This window comes from Agrobacterium albertimagni AOL15 (assembly GCF_000300855.1).
Classification (GTDB): Bacteria; Pseudomonadota; Alphaproteobacteria; order Rhizobiales; family Rhizobiaceae; genus Allorhizobium; species Allorhizobium albertimagni.
In genome coordinates, this window is sequence record NZ_ALJF01000002.1 from 263,843 (window position 1) to 281,312 (window position 17,470).

Annotated in this window: 18 protein-coding genes and 1 pseudogene; 12 read left to right on the forward strand and 7 right to left on the reverse strand. The window is 61.7% G+C overall.

Features of this window, described 5'->3' with window-relative positions; translation table 11 throughout:
- Positions 1–126: 126 nt before the first annotated feature.
- The 3 genes from QWE_RS02015 (at position 127) to QWE_RS02025 (ending at position 3,459) form a co-directional block, all read left to right on the forward strand.
- Complete coding sequence (locus QWE_RS02015) at positions 127–1,320, forward strand: MFS transporter (protein WP_006724394.1); 1,194 nt, start codon at positions 127–129, stop codon at positions 1,318–1,320.
- 131 nt (positions 1,321–1,451) lie between these two features.
- Entirely contained in the window at positions 1,452–2,717 is a 1,266-nt protein-coding gene (gene ispG, locus QWE_RS02020) for a flavodoxin-dependent (E)-4-hydroxy-3-methylbut-2-enyl-diphosphate synthase (protein ID WP_006724395.1), read from the forward strand.
- Positions 2,718–2,793: 76 nt separating this feature from the next.
- Entirely contained in the window at positions 2,794–3,459 is a 666-nt protein-coding gene (locus QWE_RS02025) for a YiaD family glycine zipper/OmpA-like lipoprotein (protein ID WP_006724396.1), read from the forward strand.
- Positions 3,460–3,512: 53 nt separating this feature from the next.
- On the opposite strand, the gene QWE_RS02030 is transcribed toward QWE_RS02025, so the two are convergent.
- From QWE_RS02030 to QWE_RS02040, 3 genes are all read right to left on the reverse strand, one after another.
- Positions 3,513–4,145 carry a LysE family translocator gene (locus QWE_RS02030; protein ID WP_006724397.1) on the reverse strand — a complete coding sequence of 211 codons (633 nt, stop codon included), beginning with the start codon at positions 4,143–4,145 and terminating at the stop codon, positions 3,513–3,515.
- A 62-nt stretch (positions 4,146–4,207) separates the two neighbouring features.
- Entirely contained in the window at positions 4,208–5,263 is a 1,056-nt protein-coding gene (hisC, locus tag QWE_RS02035; protein WP_006724398.1) for a histidinol-phosphate transaminase, read from the reverse strand.
- Position 5,264: 1 nt separating this feature from the next.
- On the reverse strand, positions 5,265–6,179 hold the full coding sequence (locus QWE_RS02040; protein WP_006724399.1) for a polyprenyl synthetase family protein: 915 nt from the start codon (positions 6,177–6,179) through the stop codon (positions 5,265–5,267).
- Between the two features lie 63 nt (positions 6,180–6,242).
- On the opposite strand from QWE_RS02040, the gene mtgA reads away from it, so the two are divergent.
- The 4 genes from mtgA to QWE_RS02060 all read left to right on the forward strand — a co-directional run bounded on the left by mtgA (position 6,243) and on the right by QWE_RS02060 (position 8,649).
- Complete coding sequence (gene mtgA / locus QWE_RS02045; RefSeq protein ID WP_006724400.1) at positions 6,243–7,058, forward strand: monofunctional biosynthetic peptidoglycan transglycosylase; 816 nt, start codon at positions 6,243–6,245, stop codon at positions 7,056–7,058.
- 72 nt (positions 7,059–7,130) lie between these two features.
- Positions 7,131–7,778: a glutathione S-transferase family protein gene (locus QWE_RS02050; RefSeq protein ID WP_006724401.1), complete on the forward strand. Its 648-nt coding sequence runs from the start codon at positions 7,131–7,133 to the stop codon at positions 7,776–7,778.
- A gap of 156 nt (positions 7,779–7,934) precedes the next feature.
- The gene (gene rpmF, locus QWE_RS02055) at positions 7,935–8,120 is read left to right on the forward strand and encodes a 50S ribosomal protein L32 (RefSeq protein WP_006724402.1); all 186 of its coding nucleotides are present in this window, start codon (positions 7,935–7,937) and stop codon (positions 8,118–8,120) included.
- A 133-nt stretch (positions 8,121–8,253) separates the two neighbouring features.
- Positions 8,254–8,649, forward strand: coding sequence for a hypothetical protein (locus QWE_RS02060; protein ID WP_006724403.1), 396 nt, complete (start codon positions 8,254–8,256; stop codon positions 8,647–8,649).
- A 41-nt stretch (positions 8,650–8,690) separates the two neighbouring features.
- Here the strand turns inward: QWE_RS02060 and phaR are convergent, their stop codons facing one another.
- A complete protein-coding gene (gene phaR, locus QWE_RS02065) occupies positions 8,691–9,269 on the reverse strand; it encodes a polyhydroxyalkanoate synthesis repressor PhaR (protein ID WP_006724404.1) in 579 nt (192 codons plus the stop codon).
- Between the two features lie 224 nt (positions 9,270–9,493).
- Here phaR and QWE_RS02070 point away from each other — a divergent pair, with 224 nt between their 5' ends.
- From QWE_RS02070 to QWE_RS02080, 3 genes are all read left to right on the forward strand, one after another.
- Entirely contained in the window at positions 9,494–10,675 is a 1,182-nt protein-coding gene (locus QWE_RS02070; protein ID WP_006724405.1) for an acetyl-CoA C-acetyltransferase, read from the forward strand.
- 149 nt (positions 10,676–10,824) lie between these two features.
- The gene (gene phbB, locus QWE_RS02075) at positions 10,825–11,550 is read left to right on the forward strand and encodes a beta-ketoacyl-ACP reductase (protein WP_006724406.1); all 726 of its coding nucleotides are present in this window, start codon (positions 10,825–10,827) and stop codon (positions 11,548–11,550) included.
- A gap of 33 nt (positions 11,551–11,583) precedes the next feature.
- Entirely contained in the window at positions 11,584–11,970 is a 387-nt protein-coding gene (locus tag QWE_RS02080) for a YunG family protein (protein ID WP_006724408.1), read from the forward strand.
- 212 nt (positions 11,971–12,182) lie between these two features.
- Here the strand turns inward: QWE_RS02080 and QWE_RS02085 are convergent, their stop codons facing one another.
- The 3 genes and pseudogenes from QWE_RS02085 to QWE_RS25665 all read right to left on the reverse strand — a co-directional run.
- Complete coding sequence (locus QWE_RS02085; RefSeq protein ID WP_006724409.1) at positions 12,183–12,437, reverse strand: glycine zipper domain-containing protein; 255 nt, start codon at positions 12,435–12,437, stop codon at positions 12,183–12,185.
- A 41-nt stretch (positions 12,438–12,478) separates the two neighbouring features.
- Positions 12,479–12,631, reverse strand: coding sequence for a DUF3309 family protein (locus tag QWE_RS25660; RefSeq protein WP_082511155.1), 153 nt, complete (start codon positions 12,629–12,631; stop codon positions 12,479–12,481).
- 229 nt (positions 12,632–12,860) lie between these two features.
- Positions 12,861–13,640: pseudogene (locus QWE_RS25665) on the reverse strand (alpha/beta fold hydrolase); the annotation flags it as partial.
- Between the two features lie 349 nt (positions 13,641–13,989).
- On the opposite strand from QWE_RS25665, the gene QWE_RS02095 reads away from it, so the two are divergent.
- Complete coding sequence (locus tag QWE_RS02095; protein ID WP_006724413.1) at positions 13,990–17,028, forward strand: helicase-related protein; 3,039 nt, start codon at positions 13,990–13,992, stop codon at positions 17,026–17,028.
- Positions 17,028–17,438, forward strand: coding sequence for an RNA-binding S4 domain-containing protein (locus tag QWE_RS02100; RefSeq protein WP_006724414.1), 411 nt, complete (start codon positions 17,028–17,030; stop codon positions 17,436–17,438). The genes QWE_RS02095 and QWE_RS02100 overlap by 1 nt, the downstream gene beginning before the upstream one ends.
- Positions 17,439–17,470 lie beyond the last annotated feature (32 nt).

Here is a 17,470-nt window from a genome sequence, read left to right on the forward strand (position 1 = left end):
TGTCAATCCCCGTCCGGATCTCCGACATTGTTGTCGTTCGAAACAAAAATTTACAGGTGCAGCGCGCGGCGAGTGTTGTCGTTTAAATCGATTTAATTAGAGTGCCCCCGACTATGGGAGCAGGACATGAATGAGATAGCCCAGACCATCACTTCCACCGCCGCACCGACACCGATCGTCACCAGGGAGCGGGTTGCGGTTGCGCTGCTCTTCTTCCTCAATGGCCTCGTTATCGGCGCCTGGGCGCCCAAGATCCCTTTCTTCTCGCAGTCGCTGGGTCTTACGGAATTGATGCTGGGCGTGATGATCTTCGTCTTCGGCGTGGGGTCGCTGGTGCTGATGCCGATCGCCGGCATGCAGATTGCACGCTACGGCTCGCGTCGCGTGGTCGAGATCACGACAATCCTGTTCATCCCCACAATCGTCCTGGTAACGCTGGTCGACAATCTCTGGACCGGAGCCGTCGCCATTTTCCTATTCGGCGGCCTGACCGGAGCGATGGATGTGGCGATGAATGCCAATGCCGTCGAGGTCGAGCGCAAGATGCGCCGGTCGATCATGTCCTCCTGCCACGCCTTCTGGAGCCTTGGGGGGCTCTGCGGTGCCGCGACCGGCGGTTTTCTGATTGCTTCCATCGGCGTCGTTGGTCATGTCCTGCTGCTGGCCGCCGTCTGCCTCGTGCTGTTCCTCGTCGCTCGTCCCATGATCCTCTCGGACGCGCCGCATCCGAGTGACGAGCAGGCGAGGGCCAAGTTGCCGATGACACCGCTGCCCTGGCTGATCGGCACGATCGCGCTGTTCTGCATGATCCCGGAGGGTACCGTTCTTGACTGGAGTGCGCTCTACCTGCGCAACGAACTCAATGCCTCGACGGAAATGTCTGGCTTCGCCTTTGCCGCCTTCTCGTTGACCATGGCGGTCTGCCGTTTCGCCGGCGATTTCATCCGTGACCGTTTCGGAGCCGTCAACACGCTGCGCTTTTGCGGCGTGGCGGCGATCATCGGGCTCGTCATGGCGGGCCAGTCTTCCAGCGTCACCTTTGCGCTGATCGGTTTTGCCATCACCGGGATCGGCATCTCGAACATGGTGCCGATCGCCTTTTCGGCGGGCGGCAACATTCCGGGGCTTGCACCCGGCGTCGGCCTCTCCGTCGTCACCACCATGGGCTATTCCGGCATACTCTTTGCTCCGTCTCTGATCGGGTTTGTGGCCGAGCACACGTCGTTGTCGAGTGTCTACACGGCGATCCCAGCTCTGCTGATCGTTGTGCTCGCGCTTTCCCGGCTTGCTCGCCATGCCGACCGGGCGAGCGGCCATTGACCCGGACCGCCTATGTGGCCGCTCTCGCGCGGCTGCAGACGCGCATGTGATCGCGCATCGGCGTGTTGCGGTTGACAAGCGAACGGCTTTGATCCACCTCCATGGCGATTGAGGCTTGCAGAGAAACAGCCATGACCGCACCCCTGATCCAGCCCGCCGATGCCTTTGACCCCAAGCCGCGCCGTTCCTCGGTCGCGGTTGAAGTCGGTGGCGTCATCATCGGCGGTGGAGCTCCCGTCGTCGTTCAGTCGATGACCAATACCGATACCGCAGACATCGATGCGACCGTTGCGCAGGTTGCCGCCCTCTACAAGGCTGGCTCCGAGGTCGTCCGCATCACCGTCGACCGTGACGAGAGTGCCGCTGCCGTTCCGAAGATCCGCGAGCGCCTGCTCCGGCTTGGCATGGACGTGCCGCTGATCGGCGATTTCCACTATATCGGCCACAAGCTGCTCGCCGATCACCCTGCCTGTGCCGAGGCGCTGGCGAAGTACCGTATCAATCCCGGCAATGTCGGCTTCAAGGATAAGAAGGACAAGCAGTTCGCCGAGATCGTCGAAATGGCGATCCGCTACGACAAGCCTGTCCGCATCGGGGTCAATTGGGGCTCGCTCGACCAGGAGCTCCTGACCCGGCTGATGGACGAGAACGCGGCCAATGGTTCACCGCTTTCGGCGCGCCAGGTCACGCGTGAGGCGATCGTCCAGTCGGCATTGCTGTCCGCAGAGCTTGCCGAAGAGATCGGCTTGCCGCGCAACCGCATCATTCTCTCGGCCAAGGTCAGCCAGGTGCAGGACCTGATCGCCGTCTATTCGATGCTGGCGGATCGCTCGGACCACGCGCTGCATCTCGGGCTCACCGAGGCCGGCATGGGCTCGAAGGGTATCGTCGCCTCGTCGGCAGCCATGGGCTACGTGTTGCAGCATGGTATTGGGGACACGATCCGCGTTTCGCTCACCCCCGAACCGAACGGCGATCGCACACGCGAGGTCCAGGTTGCCCAGGAACTGCTGCAGGTCATGGGCTTCCGCCAGTTCGTGCCTGTTGTCGCGGCATGTCCCGGCTGTGGTCGCACGACCTCGACCGTCTTCCAGGAACTCGCCCAGAAGATCCAGGATGACCTGCGCAAGAACATGCCGGTCTGGCGCGACAAGTATCCGGGTGTAGAGGGCCTGAACGTTGCTGTCATGGGCTGCATCGTCAACGGTCCCGGCGAAAGCAAGCATGCCGATATCGGCATCTCGCTCCCGGGCACGGGTGAAAACCCGGCGGCTCCCGTGTTCATCGACGGCCAGAAGGCGATGACCTTGCGCGGTCCGAACATCGCAGCCGATTTCGAGGCGCTGGTGGCCGACTATATCGAGAAGCGCTATGGCCAGAAATCGGCGGCCGAGTGAGCGTGCTGGCCAACTTTTTGTTGCCGCAATTTCACGGTTGACGGATTATCAGCCGAATCCTGGAGGGACACCGAGCATGATCAAGAAGATCGCCATCATCGCGCTTTGCGCGACCTATCTCAGCGCCTGCACCACGACCGACCCCTACACGGGCGAGCAGAAGGTTTCGAATACGGCGGGTGGCGCCGCAATCGGTGCAGCCGTCGGTGCGCTTGGAGGCCTGGCCGTCGGCGGTTCGCCGGTCGGACGTCGGAATGCCGCCCTCATCGGTGCCGGTGTCGGCGCGCTCGCAGGCGGCGCGATCGGCAACTACATGGACCAGCAGGAATCGGAACTGCGTGCGCAGCTGCAGGGCACCGGCATTTCGGTCACCCGCGTCGGCGATCGCATCATCCTCAACATGCCGTCGAACATCACCTTCAACACCGATCAGGATGCGGTCATGCCGCAGTTCTACCCGACGCTGAACTCGGTTGCGATCGTGCTGCGCAAGTTCGACCGGACCCTGATCGACATCAACGGTCACACCGATTCGACCGGCAGCCAGGCTTACAACCAGGGTCTGTCCGAGCGTCGCGCCATGTCGGTTGCAGGTTATCTGAATGGACAGGGTGTCGATCCGCGGCGCGTCTCTGCCGTCGGCTTCGGCCCGAACCAGCCGGTTGCCTCGAACGCCACTCCGGACGGCCGTGCGCAGAACCGCCGCGTCGAAATCCAGATCTCGCCGCTCACACAGGGCTGATCGGCGATCGACCACATGCAAGGCGCCGCCACTCGTGCGGCGCCTTTTTTGTTTTAGCGGAAGGTCAGCATCTTGACGCCTGCAGTGGCAAACAGGACCGCCAGCGTTCCGTCGATGTAACGGCGCGTCGCGCTGTAGATGCGCAGTGCCCCGGGGGTCGAGAACAGCAACGCGTAACCCATGAAGACGATGAAGCCGGTCGCGAGGCAGCCGCAGACGATGATCGCGACGGCCGTTGGTGTTGCACCGGCCGGCAGGCCGAGCGAGATGATGGCCAGCCAGGCAAAGATCGCCTTCGGGTTCGTCAGGTGGATCGCGTAGCCCATCAGGAAAGTGCGTTTCAGGCTCGAAGCGGCCTTCGTCAGCGAGAGCGGGTCGATGCTGCTCGCGGCGGAGCGGAAGGCGCGCCAGGCGAGATAAAGCAGATAGAGCCCGCCGAGGATGCGCATCAGGATCAGCGCCTGCGCATATTGCGACAGGATCGCGGCCAAACCCAGGGAGGCCGCAATGGCCCAGGTCATCGATCCGCAGAAGATACCGGACGCAATCGTCAGGCCATGGCGACGCCCCTGGCCAAGCGAGGCGGAGGCGATGGCCATGGTGGCCGGGCCGGGGCTCAAGACCGCCACGAGATAGACGAGGTAGGCGGCCACGACCTGGGGCCAGTGTTGCAGGATTTCAGTCACGGGCACGCTCCGGCTCTCACTAAAGTTGCAGGAGCGTAGCGCTTTCCGGCGCGGACGACACGTCAGATGATTTGATCAATCGCCTCGAGAAATTGATGGCATTCCTCTGTCGTGCCGATGGTCACGCGGAGGAAATCGGAAATGCGTGGTTTGTTGAAGTGCCGGACGAGGACGGCGCGCTCGCGCAGTCCCCTCTGAAGATCCGCACCCTGATGCGCCGGATGACGGGCGAAGACGAAGTTGGTCGACGACGGCAGAACCTCGAAGCCACGAGCTTCGAGCGCTTTTGTCACCATCTCGCGGTTGGCGATGATATTGCCGCGGGCCTCGTCAAACCAGGCTTCATCCTCGATCGCCGCGGTTGCGGCGGCCTGGGCGAGCATGTCGACGGGATAGGAGTTGAAGCTGTCCTTCATCCGCTCCAGTGCCTCGATCAGCGGCCGCTGGCCGAGCGCAAAGCCGACGCGCAGGCCCGCTAGCGAGCGGGATTTCGAGAAGGTCTGGACCACGAGCAGATTCTCGTAGCGCGGGATGAGCGAAGCTGCCGTCTCTGCGCCGAAATCGACATAGGCCTCGTCGATCACCACGACTTGATCCGGGTGCGAGGCCACCAGCTTTTCGATCTCCGTGAGCGGGAGAGCGATGCCGGTCGGGGCGTTCGGATTGGCAAGAATGATCGCGCCGCAGGGGCGGTCGTAGTCGCCGATGCGCACGCGCAGGCCATCGTCCAGCGGGATCTCCTCGACCTTGACCTCGAAGAGCCGGGCATAGGTCTTGTAGAAGCTGTAGGTGATGTCGGGATGGAGAAGCGGCGCGTCGTGCTTCAAGAGGCCCGCGAAGGTGAAAGCCAGCACTTCGTCCGAGCCGTTGCCGACGAAGACCTCGTCCATTGCCAGATCGAAGCGCTTCGCGATGGCCTCGCGCAGGCCCGTGGACGCCGGATCGGGATAGAGGCGCAGACGCTCCCCGGACGTGGCCGCGATCGCATCCAGCACCTTCTGCGAGGGTCCGTAGGGGCTCTCATTGGTGTTGAGCTTCACAAGGCCCGGGATCTTCGGCTGTTCGCCGGCGACATAGGGTTCCAGCGCATGGATGGCGGGCGACCAGAAACGGCTCATGCTATTTCTTCCTGTAGGCGATGAAATGGGCGGCTTCCTTCAGCGGTTCGGCCTGTTCGCCGTAGGGCTCAAGAAGGGCGTTTGCTTCGGCGACCAGCCGGTCGAGCTCGGCGCGCGCCCAGTCGGTGCCCTTGAGGCCAACTAGCGTCGCCTTGCCCTTGGCCGCGTCCTTGCCGGTCGCCTTGCCGAGGGTGGCGGCATCCGAGGTGATGTCGAGCAGATCGTCGGCCAGCTGAAAGGCGCGGCCGATGATCTCGCCGAAGCGGCGCAGGCGGTCACGATCTTCTGTCGCGCGGCCTGCAATGATCGCGCCTGCCTCGCAGGCGAAGCGCAGAAGCGCACCCGTCTTCATGGCCTGCAGCATCACGATGCCTGCTTCGTCGGGTTGATCGGTTTCGGCAACGAGGTCGAGCATCTGACCGCCGGCCATGCCGCCAATCCCGGCTGCGCGGGACAGTTCGAGCACGAGGGCGACCTTCGCTGCGTCGGGCAGGGGTGTGTCCGGTGAGGCGATGATGTCGAAGGCATAGGTCAAGAGGCCGTCGCCGGCGAGGATCGCGGTTGCTTCGTCATACTGCTTGTGAACCGTCGGCTTGCCGCGGCGCAGGTCGTCGTCGTCCATGGCGGGCAGGTCGTCATGAACGAGCGAATAGCTGTGCAGGCATTCAAGCGCGCAGCCGACCTGAAGGGCTGCCTCTTCGCTTCCGCCGAAGAGGCGGGCCGCCTGCATCACCAGATAGGGCCGAAGGCGCTTGCCGCCATTAAGGGCGCCGTAATGCATGGCCTCGATCAGGCGCCGGGGGCGGACGACTTCCGCCGGACGCGGCGTTGCGTCCAGCAGGATGTCGAGCCTCGCCTCGACGAGTGTGGCGTGGGTATTCAGGCTTTTTTCAAAGGCATCGGCGCTCTTGGTCATCACGGCTATTTGGCACGCTACCCCTGGTCAGGCAACGGGAAATTGAGCCGGAGAAAGAGGCGGATGCGCGCACCCAGACTGGTCATTTGCCAAGAGGGCGGCTATGAGGGTCCATCATCGATCACGGACCCCACTTCATTGACACTGGAAGTCGAGGCATTGGAGCAAGACGCGAAGTTTGTGCCCGAGGAGAAGCGGCGGCGCCGGCCCCGGATCGTCCGGGCCGTGTTTATCGCGCTCTTCCTCTTCCTCGCCGCGCCCTACCTCCTCATTCTGCTCTACCGGCTGGACTTCGTCCGGCCTGTCTCGACGCTAATGCTGGCGGATCTCGCCACCTTGCAAGGCTATGATCGTCGCTGGGTGGACTTCGAGGATATCTCGCCGAATGTCGTTCGGGCGGTGATGATGTCGGAGGACGGCCAGTATTGTAACCACGGCGGCGTGGACTGGGCCCAACTTCAGTCCGTGATCGACGACGCAATGGCGGGCGAGGCAACGCGTGGCGCCAGCACGATCCCGATGCAGACCGCGAAGAACCTTTTCCTCTGGAACGGGCGTTCGTTCATTCGCAAGGGTCTCGAACTGCCGCTGGCGCTGGCGCTGGATGCCGTCTGGCCCAAGCAGCGGACGATGGAGATCTACCTCAACATTGCCGAATGGGGTCCGGGTATCTACGGCATCGAAGCGGCCGCGCAGCACCATTTCAAGACATCGGCCGCGAAGCTGAGCCGCCAGCAGGCAGCCCTTCTCGCCGTATCGCTGCCCAATCCGATCGATCGAGTCGCGAGCAAGCCGGGGCCGGGTCTGAAGCGTCTGGCCGGGGTCGTCGAACGCCGTGCGCGCGCCTCGGGTGATTACATCACCTGTCTTTATGGCTGAGATCAGCAGCTTTCGTTGGTCGGAACCGATGTCGCGCGACTAGGATCGGCTCTCGATAACACGGAGCGCGCTATGGACGACTTGATCCTCTACATCGCCAACAAGAACTACTCTTCCTGGTCGTTTCGACCGTGGATCGCGATGACCGCCGCCGGCATCCCGTTTCGCGAAGAACTGATCCCGTTCGGGCCGGGTGCGACGCATCCTCAATTCCGCGCGCTTTCGCCGACCGGCAAGGTCCCGGTGCTCTATCACGGCTCCATCCGTGTATGGGAATCGCTCGCGATCATCGAATATGTCGCGGAGCTCTATCCTGATGCCGGGCTCTGGCCTGCTGATCGCGAGAGCCGGACGTATGCCCGCTCCATCTCGATGGAAATGCTATCCGGGTTCCGAGCCTTGCGTGGCGCCTGCCCGATGAACCTGCGGCGGCCCGTGAAGGCGATCCCGCTGCCCGAGGGGGTAACGGCCGATGTCGCCCGCATCGAGACGATCTGGCGCGATATGCTGAAACATTCGGGCGGACCCTTCCTGTTCGGGGCCTTTTCCGCAGCCGATGCCATGTTTGCGCCGGTCGTCAACCGCTTTGCAGCCTACGATCTGGTCAGTGATGCCGAGACAATCGCCTACATGGATACCATGCGGGCGCATCCAGCCTGGCGTGCCTGGGAAGAGGCGGCGCTGGCCGAGACCTGGATCGTGCCCGAAGACGAGGCCTGAACGGGCCTCGCTTAGATTCGAAAAAAGTGACCTGGGGTCTGGTCAAACCCCCTTCGGGCATGTATAAGCCCGCCAAATTCCGAGATCGAGACAGGTTCTGTCCGGCCTCATCGAGGCCGCATAAACCCGTCTTGTCCGTCACGTGGAGTAACGAAAATGGCTGTACCGAAAAGAAAAACAAGCCCGTCCAAGCGCGGTATGCGCCGCTCTGCTGACGCGCTGAAGGCATCGACCTATGTCGAAGACAAGAACTCCGGCGAACTGCGCCGTCCGCACCATATCGATCTGAAGACCGGTATGTATCGCGGCCGTCAGGTTCTGACGCCGAAGGAAAGCGCATAATTTCAGCGTTTTGACTGACTGTTTCGAAGGGCCGGCGCTTGCGCCGGCCTTTTCATTTGTCATTAGGCATAGTTAAATCGCGCCGCGCCCGCCGCGGAGCCGGACGGGATCGCCGTGTAAGGAAGGATTCCGCATGCTGATTGCCGTGCCGCTGATGATCATTCCCTTCATCTTCTACAACGCGGTGATGCTGGGAAGTGGGATTGCCGCCTTCTCGAGTGTGATCATGACCGTGCCGATGCTGTCGGGTGCCGTCTGGACAATGACGCTCGGCGATCTCGTTATCCTGTCGGCGCTGATCGCGCTGTTCTTCGAGGTCTTGAAAGCGACGCTGACTACGCGCGGATCGCTGATGAACCACATGTTCTCCATGGTGGTCTTCATCGGCTTTCTCGTCGAGTTCCTTCTCGTGCGCGACGCGGCAACGCAGCTGTTCTTCAGCCTGATGGTCATCGCCTTCATCGACGTCGTCGCGGGCTTCACGATCTCCAACCGGGCTGCCGGACGGGACGTTTCGATCGGGCTCTGATCCGGATATGAATAAGGCCCCATCCGGGGCCTTGTCCTGAATCACAGGTTGTCGAGCTTGTTCTGCAGGGAGCGCAACTGCTCCTTCAACTCGTCGATATCCTTGGCTTCCGCCTTCTTGGTTTCCTTGGCCGGCTGCTGGCCGCCGAGGAAGGGCGAGAACATCTGCATGGCCTGCTGGAACATCTCGGTGTTGCGCTTGACCTGCTCTTCCATCAGCTGGATCGGCATCTGCAGGTTCTTGGACAGCGGATGGTCGCCGAAGGCCTTGGTCATCTGCTCGCGCATCTGGGTCTGCTGTTCGGTGAAGGCCTTCATCGAATGCTCGAGGAAGCTCGGGACGACCATTTGCATCTGATCGCCATAGTAGCTGATGAGCTGGCGCAGGAAGGAGATCGGCAGCAGGGTGTTGCCGGTCTTGGATTCCTGCTCGAAGATGATCTGGGTCAGGACGGAATGCGTGATGTCGTCACCGGACTTGGCATCCTGCACCACGAAATCCTCGCCCTTCTTGACCATCTTGGCCAAGTCCTCAAGGGTGACGTAGGTGCTGGTCCCGGTGTTGTAGAGGCGTCGATTGGCGTACTTCTTGATAACGATTTCGCCATCGGCTTTGGCCATTTCTGTCTCCTAACCCGTCGTTTTTCGATTGTTTTTGCTCTTCCCGAAGTCAAGTGTAAGCGCAAATTCAGTCCGGTGACAATCTCTTTGTGCGATGCAGGATTGGCATTTGACGAAAGACAGGAAAGCGCAACCAAAGAACGAGAATGCCGGGCTTATCTTGTTTGACACCGGCGGCAGTCTTTGTCAGTTTCTCCTCAATCACAAAACCCGAGGAGACCTCCATGAGCACCCCGTCCATCGTTATCGCGAGCGCTGCCAGAACCCCGGTCGGATCTTTCAACGGGGCGTTGTCATCCGTCGCAGCGCATGATCTCGGCGCCATCGCCATCAAGGCCGTGCTGGAGCGCGCCGGCGTCGATGCCGCGGAAGTCGACGAAGTCATTCTCGGGCAGATCCTCACCGCAGGACAGGGCCAGAACCCGGCTCGCCAGGCAGCGATGAAGGCCGGCATTCCGCAGGAGGCGACGGCCTGGGGTCTCAACCAGCTTTGCGGTTCCGGCCTGCGCGCGGTTGCCATCGGCATGCAGCAGATCGCAACCGGCGACGCGAAGATCATCATCGCCGGCGGGCAGGAATCGATGTCCATGGCGCCGCATTGCGCGCATCTGCGCAACGGCACCAAGATGGGCGACATGAAAATGGTCGACACCATGATCAAGGATGGCCTCACCGATGCCTTCTACGGTTACCACATGGGCACGACCGCAGAGAATGTCGCCCGTCAGTGGCAGCTGACCCGCGACGAACAGGACGCCTTTGCGCTCGCGTCGCAGAACAAGGCAGAGGCCGCCCAGGTCGCCGGTCGTTTCAAGGACGAGATCGTTCCGGTCATCGTGCCGAGCCGCAAGGGTGATGTGACCGTCGATCAGGATGAATACATCCGCCTCGGCGCCACGATCGAAAGCATGCAGAAGCTGAAGCCTGCCTTCGACAAGGAAGGCACGGTCACAGCCGGCAACGCCTCCGGCATCAATGATGGCGCCGCAGCCACTCTGCTGATGACCGAGGCCGAGGCCTCGCGCCGTGGTATCGCGCCCCTCGCCCGTATCGTCTCCTGGGCAACTGCAGGTGTCGATCCGAAGATCATGGGCACCGGCCCGATCCCGGCTTCGCGCAAGGCGCTCGAAAAGGCCGGCTGGAAGATCACTGATCTCGATCTGGTCGAAGCCAATGAAGCCTTTGCGGCACAGGCCTGCGCCGTCAACAAGGACCTCGGCTGGGATACCTCGATCGTCAACGTCAACGGCGGCGCAATCGCCATTGGCCATCCGGTCGGCGCGTCCGGTGCGCGCATTCTCAACACGCTGCTGTTCGAGATGAAGCGTCGCGGCGCCAAGAAGGGCCTTGCCACCCTGTGCATCGGCGGCGGCATGGGTGTCGCCATGTGCCTCGAGGCACTCTGATCCGGCCTGACCGAATGGCGGCCGCTCGCCCTTGACCTGACGAATTTCCATCCCGGCTCCTGGTCGGGATGGCCAAGTCATGCCGTTGCGACGGGAACCGCGACGGTGATCCAGATGGGAACCCATAGAAAAAGAACGGGGAGGACAGTATGAGCAGAGTGGCTTTGGTGACCGGTGGTACACGCGGCATCGGTGCGGCGATTTCGGTCGCCTTGAAGAATGCAGGCTACAAGGTCGCGGCGAATTTCGCCGGCAATGAAGAAAAGGCCAAGGCCTTCGAAGCCGAGACCGGCATTCCGGTGTTCAAGTGGGACGTCTCCAATTACCAGGCCTGCGTCGATGGCATCGCTGCCGTCGAGTCGGCCCTTGGACCCGTGGAAGTGCTGGTCAACAATGCCGGCATCACCCGCGACGCGATGTTCCACAAGATGACGCCCGAGCAGTGGGGCGAGGTGATCAACACCAACCTCACGGGCCTCTTCAACATGACCCACCCGGTCTGGACCGGGATGCGTGACCGCAGCTTTGGTCGCGTCATCAACATCTCCTCGATCAATGGCCAGAAGGGGCAGATGGGACAGGCCAACTATTCCGCGGCCAAGGCCGGCGATCTGGGCTTCACCAAGGCGCTCGCCCAGGAAGGTGCTGCAAAGGGCATCACCGTCAACGCCATCTGCCCGGGCTATATCGGGACTGAGATGGTGCGCGCCATCCCGGAAAAGGTGTTGAACGAGCGCATCATTCCACAGATCCCCGTGGGCCGTCTCGGCGAGCCCGAAGAGATCGCCCGTTGCGTCGTCTTCCTTGCCTCAGACGATGCAGGCTTCATCACTGGCTCGACGATTTCCGCGAATGGTGGTCAGTTTTTCGTGTAAGTTACGTGAGAGGTTTCGACTTCGAGGCCGGCCTTGTTCCGGCCTTATTCGCTCTTGGGAAGTGCCAGGGTTCATTCGGTCGTCGATCTCGCGCAATTTGCCGAACGCCTCACAAATGCTTGGTCTAGCGAGACCTCCAGCTTTTGGTCGTTGGACAATCCGGCGAGGGGCCAGTGTGGCGTCACCAGTCTTGTCGTTCAGGATGTGTTTGGCGGTCAGATTTTGAAGACCCCCCTTCAACAGGGCCTCCACTTCTACAACCTCATTGACGGGCACCGCTTCGACTTCACGTTAGACCAGTTCGCTGATCCGATCGACTACCAGGATCTGCCCTCGGATAGGGAAGAAGCGATGTTGGATACCAATCCGGGACAGTATCGCGCATTGTGCCGAAACCTTGGGCTCCCTGTTAACGACTGAACGCTGCAACGGCGGGCGAAACTCTTAATATCCACCGACATCTATGGTTAACTAACTGTTATTCCACAATATGTAGCGGTGAACAAACCGGGAAGATTGTCGAGTCCGCGATTCGTCGTCGATTCGTTCCGGCTTTGGTCGAGAGGTTAATGCAAGCAACGAAAAAGCCGCCGGACGGTGACGTCCGACGGCTTCTTTGGATGAGGCAGCTGTTAGCGGCAGCGTGCTTCGTAGGTGCGGCCGTTGCGGTCACGATAGACGCAATAGCCAGAGCGTTCCTGCGAGTTGCCGATCAGCGCGCCAGCAACGCCACCCACGCCTGCGCCGATCGCTGCGCCGCGGACATTGCCGGTTGCTACACCGCCGATGACGGCGCCAGAAGCCGCGCCAATGCCGGCGCCACGTTCGGTGGCTGTGCAGGATGCGAGCGGGGCGATCAGTGCGAGTGCCAGAAGGGTCTTTTTCATCGTCCTATACCTTTTCACGTAGAGTTGGATTTTACTTCAGGTCAAATTCGACCCATCAACATCAGAATGATGAGGATGAGCAGTACAAGGCCCAGACCCCCCGACGGACCGTAGCCCCAGCCGCGGCTGTAACCCCAGCTCGGCAGCGCGCCGATGAGAAGCAGAATTAGAATGACGATGAGGATAGTACTCATTTGGACCCTCTCCTGAGCCTGGATGAAAGATAGTTTGTTGTGCCGTTTGAACGCGACCGGAGACAGATTGTTCCGTCCGACGAAGACCAAGACCCATGAGACGGAACAGATCGACTGAAGCCTTTCCAGCCGGAGCACTGATCTGGCGCTGCCTCTTTTCCTCGATCGTCGCCATGCCATCGACGAAGGCGCTGATGATCCCCGCCGTCATCGTCTGATGCTCCACCATCGGCAGATGGCCGCAATTTCGCAGAAGAACCGTCTGGACCTGCGGCAGGAGCTTCGACACCCGCAGCTGGTGCGCCGAAGGGACGATCGCGTCCTCTGCTCCGACGATGTTGAGCACGGGCCGGCGGATCTCGGCTAGGTCGTGCACCAAGGTGGTTGCCGACATGAAGCGGATGCAGGCTGCGATGTCCTCGGGCCGAGCCTGCTGCAGTTGCAGCCGGACTTCCTCCATGGCGGCAACGGCGCGTTCGTTTTGCCAGGGACATCCCTTGTCGAAGACGCATTCGATCGACCCCCAGCGAAATTGCTCGCTCGTGGAGATCCAGCGCTGGAAGAACTGGCGAAACAGGAAGGGACCGACGCGCGGTACACGCAGCAATTTGGCGGGCAATCGTTCCTGGCCTTCGAAACGGCCACAGGCGAAGGCGCCGATCAAAACGATCGACTTCACGAGTTCAGGATAATGCCGGGCAATCAGGAGCGACACGAAGCCGCCGGTCGAGTGGCCGATCAGCGTCACGGGACGACCGCCAAAGTCTCGACGGATCGCCTCTGCATAGGCAGCCGCCACAGCTTCGGGCGTGATCGCCTGGCCAGGCTCGGACAGTTTCCAGGGGTGATGTCCAGGCAGCGCGTAAGCGGCGCTGCGCGCCCTACGCACGACATCGGGAGAATAAGTGCGCCAGAACGACGGGGCCATGACCATGCCGTGGATCAGGACAAAGTCCTGCGGCAGGTCGTTCTTTCCAATCCATTCGGCAGGCGGCGGGGACAATGTCATCAGGTTTCACCTCGGCGGCGGAACGTGACGGCCTTCGCAATTGTTCCATTGGAGTCTCATCTCTCGAAGCCGGTACTCGATCTGCTGTCAGGCTGAGGCCCGAACCGGGCCGGAATCCGTCCGGGAACAAAGCCTGAATCTGCCGAAGTCATCGATTCGTCGCTGATTCGTTCGCAGCCTGTTCCGGTCCCCCAAGGTTCTGATCGGACTCAGCTTTCTGCCGAATTCTGGGGTGATTGTCTCAAGCGCCTTGCCTTTGCCCCTCTTCGTCGCCATGTGTTGGCCGAGGGTGCCGATGCGCGGAATAGCGCGGTCCCGACTAGCGGAGCGGTCTTTGAATACGCAACCCATGATCCTGAGTGGCCGCGGCGTCAATGCTGTGCTGGGGCCAACCAATACTGGCAAGACCCATTTCGCCATTGAACGTATGGTCGCGCACGGGTCGGGCATCATTGGTCTGCCGCTGAGATTGCTTGCCCGTGAGGTCTATACGCGTGTTGTGGAGCGTGTCGGCGCGCAAAACGTGGCACTCGTGACCGGTGAGGAGAAGATCAGCCCGCCGAAAGCGCGCTTCTCCGTCTGTACGGTAGAGGCGATGCCACGCGAAACCAAGGCGGCCTTCGTCGCGATCGACGAGATCCAGCTCGCGGGCGACCTGGAACGCGGGCATATCTTCACCGACCGTCTGCTGCATCTGAGGGGGCGCGAGGAAACGTTGCTTCTCGGCTCTTCGACGATGAAGTCGATCCTCATTCAGCTATTGCCCGGGATCACCATCGTCGAGCGCCCCCGCCTGTCGCAGCTTTTCTATGCAGGCCAGAAAAAGATCACACGCCTGCCGCAGCGCGCAGCCATCGTCGCGTTTTCCGCGGACGAAGTCTATGCGATCGCCGAACTGATCCGCCGTCAGCGGGGCGGGGCGGCTGTCGTATTGGGTGCGCTCAGCCCGCGCACGCGCAATGCTCAGGTCGGTCTCTATCAGGAAGGTGATGTCGAATATCTGGTGGCGACCGATGCCATCGGCATGGGTCTCAACCTCGATGTCGACCATGTGGCCTTCGCTCAGGATCGAAAGTTCGACGGCTATCAGTTCCGCAATCTCAATCCCGGTGAACTTGGCCAGATTGCGGGTCGTGCCGGGCGGCACATCAAGGATGGCACGTTCGGCGTGACCGGACGGGTGGCTCCCTTCGATGAAGAGCTGGTCGAAAGGCTGCAAACCCATCAATTCGATTCCGTCAAAGTCTTGCAATGGCGGACTGAAAAATTCGATTTCTCATCGATTGCAGGCCTGCAGCGCAGCCTCGACGCGGTGCCGCGTGTCGAAGGACTGACGCGCGCCCTGCCGGCGACGGATCAGCAGGCGCTGGAATACCTTTCGCGCTATCCGGAGATCGCCGACATCACCGATCGGCCCGAACGGGTGGAAAAACTCTGGGAAGCCTGTGCGCTGCCCGACTATCGGCGCATTACGCCTGCACAGCATGCTGATCTGATTCAGAGTCTGTATTTTGATCTGGTCAGGCGGGGCACCGTCAACGAGGACTTTCTCGCAGAGCAGGTGCGCCGCGCGGATCGCACCGATGGCGAAATCGATACGCTGTCGGCGCGGATCGCGCAGATCAGAACGTGGACCTATGTGTCGAACCGGCCCGGCTGGCTTGCCGATCCGACACACTGGCAAGAAAAGACGCGGGAAATCGAAGACCGATTGTCCGATGCGTTACATGAACGGTTGACGAAACGCTTTGTTGATCGCAGGACATCTGTGCTCATGAAGCGCTTGAGAGAGAATGCGATGTTGGAAGCTGAAATCAGTGTGAACGGCGATGTCTTCGTGGAAGGCCATGCCATGGGACAACTTGCGGGGTTCCGGTTCACGCCGATCTCCGGCATGGAGGGCCCGGACGCGAAGGCCGTTCAGGCTGCCGCCTACAAGGCGCTGGCGCTCGAGTTCGAGGCGCGCGCCGCGCGCCTGCATGCTTCCGGCAATAATGATCTTGCCATCGGCTCGGATGGTCTCGTTCGCTGGCTCGGCGATCCGGTCGCGCGTCTGATTGGGACGGATCACATCCTGCACCCCCGCGTCATCCTGCTCGCCGACGAACAGCTGACCGGCATTGCCCGGGATCACGTTGCTGCTCGCGTCGAACGGTTCGTCAATCATCACATCTCGACGGTCCTGAAGCCCCTCGACGATCTGTCGCGCGCCGAAGACCTGCAGGGTCTGGCCAAGGGGCTGGCCTTCCAGCTCGTCGAAAACCTCGGCGTACTTTTCCGCCGCGACGTGGCCGACGACGTCAAGTCGCTCGATCAGGATGGCCGCGCCTCGATGCGCCGTTATGGGGTGCGCTTCGGTGCCTATCACATCTTTATGCCCGCGCTTCTGAAGCCGGCTCCGGCCGAACTCATCACGCTGCTCTGGGCGCTGAAGCATGACGGCCTCGACAAGCCGGGTTATGGCGATCTGATCCCCGTTCTGGCGGCCGGTCGTACCTCTGTCGTCACCGATCCGAGCTATGAGCGCATGTTCTACAAGCTTGCCGGCTTCCGTTTCCTCGGCAAGCGGGCAGTGCGCATCGACATCCTCGAGCGTCTCGCCGACTTGATCCGTCCGTTGCTGCAGTGGAAGCCCGGTTCGCCGGCACGTCCCGATGGTGCCTATGATGGTCGTCGCTTCACCACAACGACTGCCATGCTTTCTATCCTCGGCGCCACGCCTGACGACATGGAAGAGATCCTGAAGGGGCTCGGCTACCGTGCCGACAGCGTTTCTGCCGAAGAGGCGGCCGCCTTCCTTGCGGCGCAGACCGGCTCTGCTCCGACAGAGACTGTAGCTTCTGAGAAGAACGAAGACGACAGCGTCGATGATGCCGATCAGTCTGGCGAAGCGGCGAGCGAAGGCGAGGCCCCTGCGGCGGTTGCCGAAGAGCAGCCTGCAGCGGTGGCGGAAGATGCTGCCTCGGCGGAGCAGCCTGCCGAAGCCACCGAGCCGAAGCCGGTTCTTCTCTGGCGTCCGGGTGGCCGTAGCGATAACCAACGTGGGACGGGCCGCCCCGGCGGCGATCGTCGTCCGCAGGGTCAGCGTAACGCGGCTCCCCGCGAAGGCGGCGAGGCGGGTGGCGAGAAGCGCGGCGAAGGTCGTCGTGACGACCGCCGTTCGGACAATCGTGGCGATCGTCGTGATGACAATCGCGGCAAGTTTGCCGGAAAGGGTGATCGCCAGGATCGTGGCGACCGCAAGGACCGGGGCCCGCGTCCGGAGCGCGACAACAACAAGTCGCAGCCTCAGCGTTTCGAGGCGAAGCCGCCCCGCAAGGAAAAGCCGCTCGACCCGGATTCGCCCTTCGCCAAACTCGCGGCTCTCAAGGAGCAGCTGAAGAAGTAATGGGCGAGAAGCAGCCACCAAGCGGTTCGCGCCAGCGCATCGACAAGTGGCTGTTCTTCGCCCGTGTGGCAAAATCACGCAGCCTCGCGCAAGAGCGCGTGGCTGCGGGCCATGTCAGTGTCAATGGCCAGAAGGTCCGCCAGGTCAGCTACCAGGTCAAACCTGGCGACAGGCTGGATATCGCAATGCCGGAGCGCGATCTGGTGCTCGTTGTCAGGCTGGCGGGTGAGAGGCGTGGCCCTTACGAAGAGGCGAAACTCCTCTATGAGGATCTCACGCCGCCGCCCGAGATGAAGCCCTTCAGCCCATCCGAACCGGGCGTTCGAGCTCCAGGAGCGGGCCGGCCGACCAAGAAAGAGCGCCGGGCGCTGGATGATCTGCGCGGCGAGCCGGATTGGTCCGCTGATTAGAAAATTTCTACAAAGGCGCCCGAATTGAGGGT

Coding starts and splice junctions, on each gene's coding strand:
- QWE_RS02015 (WP_006724394.1), top strand. CDS start 127: ATGAATGAGATAGCCCAGACCATCACTTCCACCGCCGCACCGACACCG.
- ispG (WP_006724395.1), top strand. CDS start 1,452: ATGACCGCACCCCTGATCCAGCCCGCCGATGCCTTTGACCCCAAGCCG.
- QWE_RS02025 (WP_006724396.1), top strand. CDS start 2,794: ATGATCAAGAAGATCGCCATCATCGCGCTTTGCGCGACCTATCTCAGC.
- hisC (WP_006724398.1), bottom strand. CDS start 5,263: ATGAGCCGTTTCTGGTCGCCCGCCATCCATGCGCTGGAACCCTATGTC.
- QWE_RS02040 (WP_006724399.1), bottom strand. CDS start 6,179: ATGACCAAGAGCGCCGATGCCTTTGAAAAAAGCCTGAATACCCACGCC.
- mtgA (WP_006724400.1), top strand. CDS start 6,243: ATGCGCGCACCCAGACTGGTCATTTGCCAAGAGGGCGGCTATGAGGGT.
- QWE_RS02050 (WP_006724401.1), top strand. CDS start 7,131: ATGGACGACTTGATCCTCTACATCGCCAACAAGAACTACTCTTCCTGG.
- rpmF (WP_006724402.1), top strand. CDS start 7,935: ATGGCTGTACCGAAAAGAAAAACAAGCCCGTCCAAGCGCGGTATGCGC.
- QWE_RS02060 (WP_006724403.1), top strand. CDS start 8,254: ATGCTGATTGCCGTGCCGCTGATGATCATTCCCTTCATCTTCTACAAC.
- phaR (WP_006724404.1), bottom strand. CDS start 9,269: ATGGCCAAAGCCGATGGCGAAATCGTTATCAAGAAGTACGCCAATCGA.
- QWE_RS02070 (WP_006724405.1), top strand. CDS start 9,494: ATGAGCACCCCGTCCATCGTTATCGCGAGCGCTGCCAGAACCCCGGTC.
- phbB (WP_006724406.1), top strand. CDS start 10,825: ATGAGCAGAGTGGCTTTGGTGACCGGTGGTACACGCGGCATCGGTGCG.
- QWE_RS02085 (WP_006724409.1), bottom strand. CDS start 12,437: ATGAAAAAGACCCTTCTGGCACTCGCACTGATCGCCCCGCTCGCATCC.
- QWE_RS25660 (WP_082511155.1), bottom strand. CDS start 12,631: ATGAGTACTATCCTCATCGTCATTCTAATTCTGCTTCTCATCGGCGCG.
- QWE_RS02095 (WP_006724413.1), top strand. CDS start 13,990: ATGATCCTGAGTGGCCGCGGCGTCAATGCTGTGCTGGGGCCAACCAAT.
- QWE_RS02100 (WP_006724414.1), top strand. CDS start 17,028: ATGGGCGAGAAGCAGCCACCAAGCGGTTCGCGCCAGCGCATCGACAAG.